The sequence below is a fragment of the Streptomyces sp. B1I3 genome (genome assembly GCF_030816615.1).
GTDB lineage: Bacteria > Actinomycetota > Actinomycetes > Streptomycetales > Streptomycetaceae > Streptomyces.
The window spans coordinates 216,707-231,115 of record NZ_JAUSYD010000001.1 but is presented as its reverse complement, the minus strand read 5'-3'; the positions used below and the strand labels follow the sequence as shown (position 1 = coordinate 231,115).

The following is a 14,409-nucleotide window of genomic DNA, read 5'->3' as shown; positions in this document are numbered from 1 at the left end:
AATGAGTACCTCGAAGATCGCGAGAGCGCCTTCATGGCCGCCGCTCGTACTTGAAGCTGACCTCCTCGGTCAGGTGTGGGTTGCCCGGACCGGGGGGCTTTCAGCCGACCCGCCCATCACAAGACTGGGACGCAGTCCCGATTACATCGGACGTACACGCTGTCCAACAGCGGCTGGATCTCTTCGGTATCCCTTGGATCCTCGCGGTCGGACGGGAGGTAATGATCACCTGATCGATCCGGCCCTTCTCCGCCGGGGACAAGGAGCGGGGGAGTGGGCTCGGGGTGTGTGCAACGGCGATACCGAGGCCTTGCACATGCGACGGCCCTCATCGGCGTGACCAGCAAGGCGATGGGGATGGTTGTCACGCGGTTCTCGCACAGCGGCTGCATGAACCCTCCTGCAGGCAGATGGACTGGTCGGTGACCTTGATGTTCCGCCGATGCGGGGGTGCTCCGGCTGAGGCCGAACCGCAGATCATGCGCGAAGTGTTTTCCCCGCCGACGCGGAGGTGCTACGTCCTTGAGAGGGCGGAATTCGCCGCGGACGATCGCCGGGACCAGGTTCCGCAAGCGGTTCCGCCCAGGCGGGCGAACTCGACGACGGACTACGCACCGCGCTCCTGGGAGCACCTCTGCCTGCGAAAACGCAGGGCTACTCCAGCTTCTCGTGGGTACCCGCGTTTGAAGGCGCGTCGGCCCCGGCTCGCCAAGGGTTCAAGCCCTCTGATGCAGTGGGAGATGGAATGAGGCTTCGCGACTTCACCCAGGCCACAGCTCCCTGGTGTTCCGCCGAGGTGTTGAGCGGCCGGTACCGGCTGGATGGGCTGCTCGGTTCCGGCGGTGCCGCGGATGTCCACCGAGGCTTCGATCTGCGGTTGCGGCGACCGGTTGCGGTCAAGGTCTTTCGGCCCGATGCCCGCATCGACACCGAGCAGAGCTTGAGCAACGAAGCAGTGATCTTGGCTCGGCTGCACCACTCCGGACTCGTCACTGCCTTCGACGCCGGACAGCACAACGGACGCGCCTTCCTGGTCATGCAACTGATCGAAGGCTCCACGCTGAGGGAACGCATCGCCAGTGGCCCGCTGCCGCCGCAAGAGACAGTCGCACTCGGGGCCGACCTCGCCCACGCACTGACTCACGCTCACGACGCAGGCATTGTCCACCGAGACGTCAAGCCGTCCAACATTCTCCTGGATGCCGCCCACCGGCCTCATCTGGCCGACTTCGGCATCTCCCGGCTGCTGGACGCCACCACCTGCACCGCCACCGGCACACTCATCGGCACCGCCGCCTACCTGTCCCCCGAGCAGGTCCTCGGCCAGCCCGTCGGCCGGCCCACCGACATCTATGCCCTCGGCCTGGTACTCCTCGAATGCCTCACGGGCAGGCTCGAGTACGACGGCGGCCCACTCGAAGTCGCCATCGCACGACTGCACCGTCAGCCCGTCCTGCCTGACGGGCTGCCGCAACCACTGAGTCGTCTACTGCGCGACATGACCGCCCTGGACGAGCAGGACCGCCCAACGGCCCGCGACTGCGCCCGTACGCTCACGGCATTGGCCGACACAATCCGCGCCGAGGCCGGCCCGCCGGCGCTCACCACACGCCCTGTCGTCAGCCAGGAGCCACCGCAGACAGCCGACCACACGCACGTGAATCCGGTGGGCGGCAGGAAACAGTACGCTGACCGAAGCACGCCCGCGCGCGGGCGCACCCTCATAGCCGGCACGACCGTCGCACTCGCCGCTGTCATGGCAAGCGCGTTTGTCGTAACCGGCAACTCCACCCCCCAGGACAGCGACCGGAACGCGATCAGGGCTACCAGTGCCCCCACCGCAAAGACGAACACTCCTGGCAACGCAGGACAGACGAAACCAGCCACGACATCGTCGGCCGCGCGATCCTCTGACCACAGCACTTCTGCCGCACTTCCCGACGATGCGCCCGGGCAGAGCGTCCGCTCCGCTTCCCCTGGTCCTGACGCCGAATCCGCTGACGGCCCAGGCGTCCACAACTCAGCAGCCATGACAGCGCAAACCGCACCTAGGGGCACGAGCACTTCAGCATCGCCAACACCACCTAGCGGCACGAGTACATCAGCAGCGGCAACACAGGGCACCACGGCGACCCAGCAGCCCCACCAACCGCCCGGCCAGGCAAAAAAGACAGAAGTGGCCGAAGATAAGGCAGAGCACAAGAAGGCGAGGCCGACGACCGGGGAACGGTGATCGCTCATGTCTCTGACCGACGATCCACACGGAGAGGCGGCGGCCACCACCATCGACGCCGATTCGGGCGGGCGGTGACAGGCGGTTCATCTCGCCTCCGCGCCCGAGACTGTCGTCGCGACTTCTCTGCAGGGGCAGCCGAAGCCGGTCCGAGCAGGATGTCCACCCCTGTGGGGAGGTCGGCAGAGGGCGGCGGACTCCGCGTCCTGGACTGCGGGCCGGATGTGGACCGCCTCGACCAGCGCGTCCTGCACCGCGTCCTCGGCCGCCGCGAAGTCGGCTCCGCGGCGGACGAGGATGGCGAGGACGCTCGGCGTGAGTCTCCTCAGCAGAACCTCGTTCACCTCGGACTTCACTCCGTGACGGTGGGCGGCGCGGACAGGAACGGGCGCACCTCGAGCCACTCGTGGATCGGCTTCCCGCCTGCTCCGGGGGCGGCCGAGAGCTCTCCGGCCAGCTCGACGGCGCGCTCGTAGTCGTCGACGTCGATCACCATCCAGCCGGCGATGAGGTCCTTGGTCTCGGCGAACGGGCCGTCGGTGACCGGCGGGCGCCCCTCACCGTCGTACCTCACCCACGCCCCCTCGGGGGCGAGCGCCTGAGCGTCGACGAACTCGCCGGTGCCCTCGAGCCGGGCCGCGAAGTCGTGCATGTACTGCATGTGCGCCGAGATCTCCTGCGGCGTCCACCGGTCCATCCGCACGTCGTTCACCGCAGCCGGGGCCCCACGGTAGTGCTTGAGCAGCAAGTACTTGGCCATCGTGGTTCTCCTCGGTGGTGGCGCGACCCCTTGTGGTCGCGTTCACAGCAGGGACGGAGCCGGCCACGGTTTCTCGACATCTCCGCCAGTCTTTTTGGCTCTCTCTTGTCGACGAGCCTGTATCCGGGCCCACAGCGTGGCGAGGGCCAGACAGAACGAGGTGTTCCAAGGGGCCGACGATCACGCCGAGACAACCCAGCAGCGCCCCTCGCATCCAGGGCCCGCTCCGGGCACACGCCCGGCCGCCCAGCGGCCTCGAACACAACCGGTGACCTGCCCTGCGCCGGGCTCTTGCGCCCATCCCGAAGACGCCGGCTGCGTGAACCCCGACTGCTGCGCCGGGCGCGCGCTCCGCGTGGCCGTTTCCGACGCATGTGACGATTCTGCGGGGGTAGTGGGTCGTGGTCGTCCTGACCGGATGACTTCCGACTGGGGGTACCACGTTGCGGGCAACAACACGCTTATCACGTACGAGACTTGGCGTCGTCTGTGTCGCCGCCGTCACGCTGCTGGCCTTCACCGGTTCGCCACAGGCGGCGGATCCGGTGCCCGGGCGGGCCGCCACGGTGGCCGAGTTGGCGGACGCGACGCTCGGCTACCGCGCCGACAGCCGGGCGGACAGCTTCGTCGCGGGGGCCACGGCGGCCCCGCCCTACAAGAAGCTGTGGTCCCGGGATTTCGGGACGGTCGTCTCGGCGCCCGTCGCGGTCGGCGACAAGGTGTACGCCGTCGTCAACGCGGACGACGGCACCGAGGGCGGCCCTCGCATGATGCTCGTCGGGCTCCAGGCCGCCACCGGCAAGGACCTGTGGCCAGCCGTCTCCCTGGAGCAGAACGAACCCCAGGCCGGTGTGTCGTACGGGGGCGGTCTGCTCTACACGCAGACGTCGCGCGGCACGATCGCCGCGTGGGACCCGGCCACCGGACGGCAGAAATGGTCGGTAGGCGTTGGCTCGGCGTCCATGCAGTACCCGCCCGTCTGGTACGACGGACTGCTCTACCTGCAGGACGGCCGTGGCACGGCACTGGCGCTGCGGGCCGACACAGGCGCCCAGGTGTGGGCTGCCTCCCTCTCGGAATACGCCTGGGCCCCGACCGTCGTCGACGCCTCGGGTGTGTGGATCGGCTTCGACGACATCGCCTGGCACCGCCTCGACCTCAAGACCGGTGCCGAACTGGGCCGCTTCGAGGTGCCCAACCTCTCGGGCGCCTACGGCAACCCGGTTGTGCTGGGAGCGGGCGCGGCCTGGATGCGCAACAGTGACAGCGACGACGAGACGGTCACCGCCTATGACCAGAAGACTGGTGCGGCCGTGCGGACGCTGCATGCGGACGCGACTCCGGTCTTCGGCCCGGGCCGCGTGTACGTCGCTTACCACGGCAAGGTCAGGGCACTGAGCACCAGCACGTACAAGGCTGCTTGGACCTACACCAGCTCTGTGAATGCGGCCACCGTACGCCTCGTGGCCAACGGCTACGTGTACGTGGAGGACGCCGACGGACGTCTCGTGGTACTCGACCAGAAGACCGGCAAGGCCGCCTGGTCGTACCGGCGTTACCCCGCGCCCCTTCCGACGTCGAACATCATCGCCGAGGACGACTGGCGCGGTTTCGTCGTCCCTGGCATCGCCACGTCCAAGGCCCGGTTGTTCGTTCCTGGCGCCGAGGGCGCCCTGATCGCCTTCGGTAAGGGATAGGGCGGCGCGCTTCCCGGCGGTGTCCGCGGGGTGCGTGGTGCTGTTCCCTCCGAGCCTGGCGCTCAGCGGGGTCGATGAACTGCTGAACCGGTGGTGCCAGGCGCGAAAGGTACAGGTGCTGCTCAACGACGGCCATCAGAGGCGGGACAGCGCAGTGAACACGGCTGTCGCCGTTCTCGATCATGTCGGCATCGGCCCGGTCGTCGTGCCCGGTCATCCGCCGGGAGGCGTCAACGCCTACAAGCTCGCACGGTGCCCCGGAGGGTCGGCGTGGTTAGCGGCGAGGTTCGCAGCCGTTCTTCGAGCGGTCCGTCGCCCGACGGGCCCGGGGAATGGACATGAGCAGGCGATCGTTCATCTTCGTCTGAGGCGGACAGCGTCCCGGGCCTTGCCTATCGCCCATGGGGAAGATGGTTCGGCTCAAGCCCGGTGGAGCCTTCCGTCGAAGGGCGACCGCCCTGGACCACAACACACCTGGTGCTACCCCGGCCGGCCCACCTGGACCTGCCGGGGCTTTCCCTTGGCCGCTCGCCGCGACCGCTCGGAAAAACAGCGACGCCGTGTCGCAGGAGGCCGACCAGGCGCGCCCTCGCGTCGGACACTGCGGTGACCGTTAATGATCACAGGGTCTGGTGACATACCGGTCCACGGTCGCCGGTCCGGAATTCGAGCTCAGTGCTTGAGGCCTGCCATGAGATCACGCATATCGCTGATCATGGCCGACCGGTAGGGGGACACGTCTGGGGTGTCCGGTCCATCACCGGCCTCGTCCACGGTGTGCTCGTCGCTCTGGTATTGCGTGAAAGCGGAAAGGTTCAGCGAGAACACCGCTCCGCCCTCCAGTACCCGCAGTTCAGAGTTTCCGTCATCCCGGGACAGTAGATACGCCACGTCGCCGAGGTCCGGAACCGTCTCCAGCTTTGCTTCGGGGTCGACGCCGAGATCAGTCACCCGTCGCAGCGCCTCGAATTCGGCGCCGGGGTCGGTCTTCTTGTGCAGCGCCACCGTGATTCCGACGGTGTAGTCGATGGACCAGCCGTCCCCCGCCCGCTCCGCCGCGACCCGGGGGCGAAGAGGAATGAAGCACGAGATCCGATCGAGGACGGCATGGTGCAACAACCGTGATTCGACCTTGGCGGTGGGCTCTCTCGGTGCGATCGCCGCCCCGATCGACTTCAGGCGTAGGGAGGGGCAGGGGTCTTGGTCCAACCGGTACCCATGCATGTCCGGCTTCGGGTCACCTCCTCCGTAGAGGAACAGCGCCGCCGCCCAGAGAGCCGACGCCGTCACCACCCCGCCCGCCGCCCACAGCCACGGCCTTTGCGGACGAGCGTCCCGCACCAACTCTCGGTCGAAGCCGCCCATGACCTCACGGGTTGCCACCCCTTCGAGCTCTCCCGCCATCTCCGGCTCAGAAATCATCCTGCTCCCCCTCTGCGGCGTCTTCCGTCTTCGTCATGATGGTCGCAGGACTGGCGCCGCCCCCGCAGAGCCGGCAGACGGAACTCGGACGCGGTCCCCCTATGTGGTCACAGCACTGGCCATGCCTCCAGTACGCGACGAGGGTGATCGTCTGCCGGGTTGTCACGTGGGCTTGACAGCACCCGCTCCGATGCCGACCGCCAGATGACCGTTGTGCCCGGGTAGCCGTCGGAGATCGGCCAGTTCAAGTTCCACCAGGCTGAAGACACGCCGGTACCCGGCTTCAAGCAGCAGGCCCGTTGCATCATCCTCGGAGGCCATGGCGTTCGCGCCGAGCACGGGCGTCTCCGCGGTTCCGTGCTGCTGCACGTGCCGGCGGATACGGTTCTCGGCCCGACTGAGCATCCCTGAACCGACGCCCTTGCCGCGGTGCTCGGGCAACAGGGAGCCACGGTGCAGGTAGAGCCATGTCCCGTTCCGCTCCGGCCACCACCTGATCGTGGAGTAACCGATGACGCGAGCATTGTGCTCCACCAAGACCTGGCTGGCGGACGGATTGACCAGCTCGGCTGAGGCTTCGGCGATCCCGGCTGCCGTCGGGAGTTGCTCCACGACCGAGTGATGGTCGATTCGATCCCATCCCGTCCTGCACAGCCCAGGCGAACGCTGGTCATCGCACCGCGGTCTTCGTCTCCGCGATACGGCCGGAAGAAGTAGCCGGGCAGCTGTCCCAGCGATGCAGGGCCATCGTCGCTGTTCACGCTCATGGCAAGACCTCCCGTCATGTCGTACACGGGTCAGCGAGCGTAGGCCGTGACGAACGGACAACACACTCGTTTTCCGCAGCATGACCGGGACCCCAGCCACGCAGGGCTGGGGTCCCTCAAGGTGGTGAGTGTCGGTCAGCTGGTTGACTTGCCGGCGCCGTTGACCGCTCGTCCGAGCGTCGGCTAACCGAACCACATCCCGAACACCGTGGAGCAGGCGGGTCAGCGCTGCAGGGTGAGGACGCCCGGCCGCCATGGCAGTTGGTCGTAGGGGCCGCCTGCGGTGGGGGACTTGCCCTGGTAGAGGAACTGCAGGTTGCAGGGGTCGACGGTCATGGTCTGGTCGGGGTTGTTGCGGACCAGGTCACCGTGGCTGATGTCGTTGGTCCAAGTGGCACCGCTGTTGGCCTTGCCCGCGAAGGGGCTGTTTTCGCTGCTCGCTTGCGGGGTCCACGAACCGCTCAGGCTGGGGGCCGTGAACGAGCGGAAGTAGCGCCCATTCGCGCCCATCGCCTCAACGATCATGAGGTACTGGTTCTGGCCCTGCACCTTGTAGACCTGCACCCCCTCGAACAGGTTGTTCGTCGAGTCGCTCATGATCGTCGTGTACGACGAGCCGAAGCTGCCCGGGAAGTTCCCGATCGGCATGCTCGCCCGGTAGATCTTGCCGTTGTCACCGGCGAAGAACAGGTACATGTTCTGGCTGTCGGCGATCAGGGTCTGGTCGATCGGGCCGGTGCCGGAGCCGGAGATGCTGCCGGTGAACAGCGGCTGGGGCGAGGACCAGCCGTTGGGGTTGGTGGGGTCGCTCGACGTGCGGTAGACGAAGGCAGACGCACCCCATTGGTACGCCAGCACCCATATGTTCTTGGGTGCGAAGTAGAACAGTGTGGGCGCCACCGCGGCCTGGTTCATCCCGGTCTGGCCGGCCGATGCCATGTCCGACCAGTTCGTGAAGGGACTGAACATCATCGAACCGTACGACGACCCTGAGACATTCGACGCGTAGACCAGGTGCTTGCCGTTGTACACCACGCTGGTGAAGTCCTTCAGTGCGGCCCATCCGTTCGCCGGCTGCGCCAAGGCACCCGTGGACGTCCACCGGTACGTCGACGGAAGAGCACACGTGCCGCCCGTCGGCGGGGTCGACGTCCCTGACAGGCCGGTCCACTTCTGGCTGCTGCCGCCATTGCACGTCCGGATCTCCACCGCCGCGCCATTGGCCGTACCGGAGCCCGTGACGTTCAGGCACAGCCCGGATTCAACTCCGACGATCGTGCCGTCGGAGTTCACCCGCCACTGCTGATTCGCACCGCCGGAACAGGCCCAGATCTGCACCCGGGTACCGACCGCGGTGGCGTGGCCCGGGACATCCAGGCACTGACTGCCGTACACGGTCAGCTGGTTGCTGTCCGTCAACGTCCATTGCTGGTTGGTTCCGCCCCAGCAGTCGTAGATCTGCAGGTATGTGCCATTGGTCTGGCTGGCGTCCGGCACATCGAGACACCGGCTCGAACCAACACCGCGCAAGGCGCCACTGGTGGCCGCCTGAGCCGGGTTGGCGACGAGCATCGCCGCCAGCGTGACCATGGCCGCAACCGCGGCGGCGAGCACCACAGACAGATGCCTGCGACTGAAACTTCCTCTGCGCATGGAGACTTTCCAAACCTCGAGTAGCGGTTCCGGTTCCTCGTCAGAGGCTGTCCGGACTGTCGATGTGGTGCGGTCCGAAGCGGTCCGTGGGCACCACGGCTGACTGCTTGTGGCTTCCCGGCCCTGCGGGCCCTCCCGAAGGGGCGCCGGGGGCCCTCGGAGCGCTGCGGAACGCACTGCGAAGTGCTGTCGGATCAACCGGGATCGTGGACTCCCCGTCGGCGGCGCGATCCGGCTCCCGAGCGGGAACGGGCGCGCTGCGGGAAGCTCCCGTCAGTGGAGAGAGCGCGTCGACGGCCAGGCCGGTGTCAGCCGCCGGCACGCGACTACGGAGAAGCCATGATGCGAACATGACATACGCACGTTCGGTGTACTCCTTTCTGCTCGGCGTTTCGTCGGGCGTGACCCGGAGGTGCCTTGGCGTGCGAGTGGAGCGACTTCGAAGTGTTCGTAATCTCGAACAAAGGTCGAAGTGTCGAGCAACCTGAATGATAGGGAGTTGGTGAAGGGCGTCAATACCTCTCGCATGAATCGCGAGAAGCGTCGAAACATTCGCACGCCGGAAATTGAAAGTGTGCAGGTCAGATCGATGCTTGGTTGGCTGATCGCATGGAGGTCGTGGCGAGGGTAGGGATGCGACCGGTAACTTCTCCATCTCGTGTCATCCAATTTCCGAACGACCCCCGAACTTTCTTGCCCGCGTCGGACGATCCCGAGGGAAGGGGCCTGGCGGGCTGCGTCAGGTGGTGTCGTAGGTACGCCATGGGGTGCCATGGGGTGGGTTGTCGGCATGTGGGGCGGGCGCCGGTTCAGGGGGCTGACAGGGTTGGAGGAGGGCCGGCGCCTGATGGAGGGTCAGCCCTGACGTGTACTTTTGAGCAGGACCGCTGTGCCGTCAGGAAGTTGGGCGGCGGCGACGAGGGTGACGGGGCGGTGCCGACCGTGAATGAGCGACCCTCGGAGTGGTCGAGTCCGAGGGTGGTCTTCAGTTCGTGGTAGTCGTACCTGATGCGCCAACGCAGCCTCGTGAGGTGGACCAAATCCCGGGCCGGTAAGTCGGCTGGCGGGTTGGAGATCCAGTGCCTGCTTCGCCATCGGGCAGGGCCCGCAGGATGGGGGAGTTCTCATCGGTCGGCGTGAGCGCAGCCGGGGCAGGAACGGGAGCACGCATTGTCCATCCACGAGAAGAGCGTGCTGTTTGCTGTTTGTGCGCGCTTCCTTGCGCGGACGACAAGTGGTTTGCGATGGATGAAGTTGATCTGGCCCCACCGCTGAGCGGACGGAGGTGCCGGCGCTGGTCCGACAACTGCTCCGCTGCCTCCTCGGGTTCCTCACAGAGAGCGGCAGAGCGGGGGGAAACGCCGGTAGGGTGGGCCATTGTGGACGCGGGGGAAGAAAACGAGATGGTCGCCGTCCCAGGGGGACGGCTGACGCTGTCGGACCGGCGGACGCAGAGCAGTTGGCCGGTCGAGGTCGCACCGTTTCAGATGTCGGCATTCCCGGTCACTCAGTCTTGGTACGCACTGATCACCGGCCGACGGCCGAGTAGCACCCAAGGCGAGCGGCTGCCGGTTGAGGGAGTCTCGTGGTGGGACGCGGTCCAGTTCTGTAACGCCTTGTCCCGGCGCGAACGGCTGACGCCCGTGTATGACCTGTGCTTCGCCGACGAGACAGCCGAATGGGACACTTCCGCAGACGGGTACCGGCTGCCGACCGAGGCCGAATGGGAGTACGCCTGTCGTGCGGGGAGCACCGGCGCGCGGTACGGCCAACTCGACGAGGTCGCCTGGTACCAAGGCAACTCTGAAGGGCGAATTCGTGCTGTCGGCGGCAGGCTGCCCAACGCATGGGGCCTGTACGACATGCTGGGCAATGTGTGGGACTGGTGTTGGGACGTCTACGACGCCGAGGTGTATGGCACCTACCGGGTGCTCCGCGGTGGTGGATGGGCCGACGAGCACTGGAGCTGCCGGGCGTCGGTGCGACGGCGGAGCCACCCGACCTTCCGGATCGACGACGTTGGATTCCGCATCGCGCGCTCCACACCACTGTCTCGGCCATAACAGTCTCGTCCCGAAACGCTCAGCCAAGTGGGGGAGACCGGCTCCGAAGTGGGGACACCCGCCCTTTTTGCGTTGACGCGAGACGTATCAGTTGGCGCCGTTACCGTTCGAAGGGTTCAAGCGCGGTATCACGCTGACCGCGAGCGGGTGGGCCGGATCGGCTTGTGGTGCCACGGCTTCCGGGAGATGTGGGGATGCCGTCCCGGGAGCCATGGAGGATAAGGCGTGCCCCCTCTTGCCTCCCGCGGATGTCCTCGCCGAACAGGGTCCTGGGCGGCGGTCATGAGATCGTCCGCGGAGATGTGCGGTTGCCGGTAGGGGACAGCGGGAGTCGCCTGGCTCGTAGTCGTGCGGCTTGCCGCGCCCTGCGGTGTCCTCTTTCACTTCACGCCGGGCGCTCCATTCGGACCGCCGCCGCCTCTGGCTGCTGGCGACGGCAAGGGTGGGGGATCAGGCACTCCGAACTCCGGCATCACCGTAGCGTGATCTCCTCGCCCATTGCCTGCTCTCGGGCGGCGGTGACGACAAGGGCCGCAGCGGCGGCATCCTGGACTGCCACGCCGACCGACTTGTAGAGGGTGATCTGATCCGGCGAGGTGCGTCCGGGTCTGGTGGCGGTGATGAGTTCGCCCAGCTCGGCGTGTACGTGATCCGCCGTGATGAGGCCGTCGCGGATCGGGATCAGTAGGTCGTTGCTGCCTGCGGGGAACGGGGCGAGTACGGCCTGCCGTGATTCGACGCACACCAGTGCCGAGGCGATCGTGGCGGCGTCGACCTCGCGTCCGGCCGGGTTGTACCCCACAGAGGTGATGTGCACCCCCGGTGTCAGCCATGGGCGACGGACCACGGGTTCGACGGCGTGGGTGGTCGCAGCGGCAATATCCGCGCCGTCAAGCGCCTCGGCGTAGGTGGACGCCACCCGGACATCGGCCTCCAGCACGGATTTCAGTTCCTCGGCCAGGGCAGCCGCCTTCGCCACATCTCGGCCTGCCACCCGGACCTGCGTGATGGGGCGAACCCGGCACATCGCCCGAGCGTGAGACCGGGCCTGTACGCCTGTACCCAGGACCGCCAGCACGGTGGCGTCCTCACGGGCCAGCAACTGTGCGGACAGCGCGGAGCAGGCGCCGGTCCGCGCCGCGGTGATGGCCGTACCGTCCAGCAGCGCCACAGGCTTGCCGGTGTCCGGATCGAACACCACGATCAGCGCTTGGTGGGTCGGCAGCAGCGTTCCGGCGTTGTGCGGGAAAAGGGAGACCAGCTTGCTCATGAGTACCCCGGCCGACGGTACGAAGCCGGGCATGGCAGCCAGAAATCCGTCGCGCTCGGGCACCCGTGCGGCGACACGGTCCGGTGCCGAGGCACGGCCCGCACTCAAATCGGCCATCGCCGCGGCCAGGGCGTCGATCAGCGCATCCATCTTGAGCAGGGTCTCGACCTGCGAGCGTCCGAGAACGAGCATGCGGCCCAACCTCCCGATCACGGTCATCCGGCCAAAGGCCGCTCAGCCGAAGAGTTGACCCGCAGGTCCCATCGTCCCCGCAGTGACACGCCGTCCTCTTGGACGCATTCATCCATACACACCTGAGTACGTCAGCGTGTATCCGGCAGAGGTGTGCTTCCCGTTGCCGGAATCCGGCTCGACTTCTGCGAGGCCGGCCCTCGCAGCTGCCTGCCTGCCGACCGAGCCGCCCGCGACGGCCGGCTCGGAGGTTTGCGGACGCGCGATGAAAATCCAGCCGCGCACGGCAATCGGGCGATCATGGCTGGTCGTGGCCGGCACAGAACCCGGGGCGTCTTCGGCGTAGTCGGACGAAAGTGTCGCACGGCTCACCTTCTGGACGGTCGACGGTGACCGGCCCCATAGCGGCGGGGGAGCCGACGCCTGCTCGGGCATCTCCCAGCAGCCGTGGGAGTTCAACCAGGTTGTGCCGCCAGCACGGGCTGACCCACCCGTCGCCTACAGGCGGGTGGGTCAGCGACTCCTACGCCCTCGCTGCCTACGCACAGGCCGCCGGTCGGGCGAAAAGCAGGAACGGAACGGCGAGGCGCGCCAGGGTTGGTCCGACCGGCCGGGGCAGGGTGTCGACCGCGCGGCGGAGTGCTCGGTCAGAAGGCGAAGACCGGTCCCGCGGACAGACTTGCCTGCATTTCACACGCGTTGCCGAAGGTGGCCGACCAGGAGACATTGCGGCCCTGCCACACACCGGTGGCATTGAGGACAACGGGGTCCCACTGGCGTGTGCAGCTTCCCTGCGGCAGCGGTGTGGTCAACTGGGCGAACTCGCCGTTCACCGCGCGCAGTTCCGCACACGCATCGGCGGGCGAGGGGTGAGTGCCGCTGGGGCGGGGCGCACAGCTCAGGGTGACAGCGCGCTGGACCGTGACCGACGTGGCACTGCCACTGCCCTCGCCGACCGAGAGGACGAGCGCCGACGGGGCATAGAGACCGGCGGGCTGAGCAGGCCGGGCGTGTGCGACGCCCATGGCGGCGGTACCGGTCATCAGGAGTGTGGTCAACGTGGTGATCGCGCCGGTCCTGACGAGGTGGTAACGCATGTGTGCATCTCCTTCACTCGGGGGGTGATTGCGGTGGGGAGTCTGCTGCTTGCAGGCAGTGAGCGCACATCGATCAGTGCTTTCTGGCCCGACCCGCTCCACGCCTGCCTACCGAATGGCCGTTCGGCCAGCTCGGAACAGGTGCGCGAGCCTCTCGTACGGAGTCCGGCATGTGGACCGAACTAGGTGGTACAACCGCGAACTACCATCTGACCTGCAAAAACGTTTCTATGGCTCCTGCGTGAAAAAGTTGGCTTCGGCCGGAAAACAGCGCTGCAGCGGGATGGGCAGCCGTGGTGAGAGCGGGGCCACCGCTTCCCACGCATCCGGCAGGGCGCTCAGGGACAACGTGGGCTGCATACGGATACGCACCCCGACTCCTGGCGCCTCAGGTACTTGGCCGCCTTCGACGAGCCCGGGTGGTCCTCAGGCCGCCCGTGGCGCCGATGCCCGCGCAGGGCCGGGCGCCCACTGGTGGAGGCCGCCTGCGGCGACTCGCGTGAGATCATCCGTCCATGAGCAGCGACCTGGAAGTGAGCGCACTGGCGATCAATGTCACGATCCCGCAGGCGCTCCGCTGGACGGACATTCGGCGCGGTGAAGTGTTCACGCTGACCACACTCAATGTCCGGCTTCTCCCGGACGGTCATCTCGCCGTAAAGGCCTATGGCCGACCGGTCGGCGGTGGTCGGGGCGCGTACGTCTCTTTCCCTGTCCCCGAAAAACCCGAATTGGCGGCCCTGATCGCCGAAGCTGCCAGCCGTGCCGGGGCGTTGTGGGTCGCTCATCGTGGTCTCGGCTGAGCTCAGTTCGACTCGATGGCGGGCGGTGGCAGTTCCAGGCTGCTCCCGTACGGCGCAGCTCGGGAGGGTAGATCTTCTTGCGTCGCCAGAGAGCAACTGGCTTGTTCCTGAACGGAATTGCACGGGGCTGTAACTGTCCATCGGCCAGTACGAGCCGTGCCCTGAGCGGCTGCGGCAGTTCGAGGGCGTGATATGACGGCCCGAGACGGGCTCGCAGTGGCGGGAGACGCCGCAGGAGTTCGGCGTCTGACCGACCAGCTCGTGGGAGCAAGCCTGCAAGCAGCCGATCTCAGGGCAGAGCAGCTCAAGCACGCCAGCGCCGAGCACACGCAGTGGTCAAGCAGTGGTCAATCCGTTCAGCGGTCCATCGGACGTCGCGAGTGCGACGACGATACCCATCTGGCGATCGCCGGTCCGGTCTCTGACCTCACAGCCGTGCGGTGAGTGCTCGA

General features: G+C 67.0%; 10 protein-coding genes and 2 pseudogenes. 4 read left to right on the top strand and 8 right to left on the bottom strand.

Going from position 1 to position 14,409, the window contains the following annotated elements; all coding sequences use genetic code 11:
- Positions 1-745: 745 nt before the first annotated feature.
- Positions 746-2,233 (top strand): serine/threonine-protein kinase, encoded by a 1,488-nt coding sequence (locus QFZ58_RS01185; protein ID WP_307122980.1) that lies wholly within the window; start codon positions 746-748, stop codon positions 2,231-2,233.
- A gap of 212 nt (positions 2,234-2,445) precedes the next feature.
- On the opposite strand, the pseudogene QFZ58_RS01180 reads toward QFZ58_RS01185, so the two are convergent.
- A pseudogene (locus QFZ58_RS01180) lies at positions 2,446-2,577 on the bottom strand (RNA polymerase subunit sigma-24); the annotation flags it as partial.
- 8 nt (positions 2,578-2,585) lie between these two features.
- The gene (locus QFZ58_RS01175; RefSeq protein ID WP_307122979.1) at positions 2,586-2,993 is read right to left on the bottom strand and encodes a YciI family protein; all 408 of its coding nucleotides are present in this window, start codon (positions 2,991-2,993) and stop codon (positions 2,586-2,588) included.
- 443 nt (positions 2,994-3,436) lie between these two features.
- On the opposite strand from QFZ58_RS01175, the gene QFZ58_RS01170 reads away from it, so the two are divergent.
- The gene (locus QFZ58_RS01170) at positions 3,437-4,690 is read left to right on the top strand and encodes a PQQ-binding-like beta-propeller repeat protein (RefSeq protein WP_307122978.1); all 1,254 of its coding nucleotides are present in this window, start codon (positions 3,437-3,439) and stop codon (positions 4,688-4,690) included.
- Positions 4,691-5,362: 672 nt separating this feature from the next.
- On the opposite strand, the gene QFZ58_RS01165 is transcribed toward QFZ58_RS01170, so the two are convergent.
- The 3 genes and pseudogenes from QFZ58_RS01165 to QFZ58_RS01155 all read right to left on the bottom strand — a co-directional run bounded on the left by QFZ58_RS01165 (position 5,363) and on the right by QFZ58_RS01155 (position 8,532).
- Positions 5,363-6,112, bottom strand: coding sequence for a hypothetical protein (locus QFZ58_RS01165; RefSeq protein ID WP_307122977.1), 750 nt, complete (start codon positions 6,110-6,112; stop codon positions 5,363-5,365).
- Between the two features lie 165 nt (positions 6,113-6,277).
- Positions 6,278-6,879 (bottom strand): annotated as a pseudogene (locus QFZ58_RS01160) (GNAT family N-acetyltransferase); the annotation flags it as partial.
- A gap of 222 nt (positions 6,880-7,101) precedes the next feature.
- On the bottom strand, positions 7,102-8,532 hold the full coding sequence (locus tag QFZ58_RS01155) for a non-reducing end alpha-L-arabinofuranosidase family hydrolase (protein WP_307122976.1): 1,431 nt from the start codon (positions 8,530-8,532) through the stop codon (positions 7,102-7,104).
- A 1,403-nt stretch (positions 8,533-9,935) separates the two neighbouring features.
- Between QFZ58_RS01155 and QFZ58_RS01150 the strand changes: the two genes are divergently transcribed.
- Entirely contained in the window at positions 9,936-10,595 is a 660-nt protein-coding gene (locus QFZ58_RS01150; protein ID WP_307128739.1) for a formylglycine-generating enzyme family protein, read from the top strand.
- 472 nt (positions 10,596-11,067) lie between these two features.
- Here the strand turns inward: QFZ58_RS01150 and QFZ58_RS01145 are convergent, their stop codons facing one another.
- The 3 genes from QFZ58_RS01145 to QFZ58_RS01135 all read right to left on the bottom strand — a co-directional run bounded on the left by QFZ58_RS01145 (position 11,068) and on the right by QFZ58_RS01135 (position 13,154).
- A complete protein-coding gene (locus QFZ58_RS01145) occupies positions 11,068-12,057 on the bottom strand; it encodes an ornithine cyclodeaminase family protein (RefSeq protein ID WP_307122975.1) in 990 nt (329 codons plus the stop codon).
- 108 nt (positions 12,058-12,165) lie between these two features.
- Complete coding sequence (locus QFZ58_RS01140; RefSeq protein ID WP_307122974.1) at positions 12,166-12,429, bottom strand: hypothetical protein; 264 nt, start codon at positions 12,427-12,429, stop codon at positions 12,166-12,168.
- A 275-nt stretch (positions 12,430-12,704) separates the two neighbouring features.
- On the bottom strand, positions 12,705-13,154 hold the full coding sequence (locus tag QFZ58_RS01135) for a subtilase-type protease inhibitor (RefSeq protein WP_307122973.1): 450 nt from the start codon (positions 13,152-13,154) through the stop codon (positions 12,705-12,707).
- Between the two features lie 515 nt (positions 13,155-13,669).
- Between QFZ58_RS01135 and QFZ58_RS01130 the strand changes: the two genes are divergently transcribed.
- Complete coding sequence (locus tag QFZ58_RS01130) at positions 13,670-13,957, top strand: hypothetical protein (RefSeq protein WP_307122972.1); 288 nt, start codon at positions 13,670-13,672, stop codon at positions 13,955-13,957.
- Positions 13,958-14,409 lie beyond the last annotated feature (452 nt).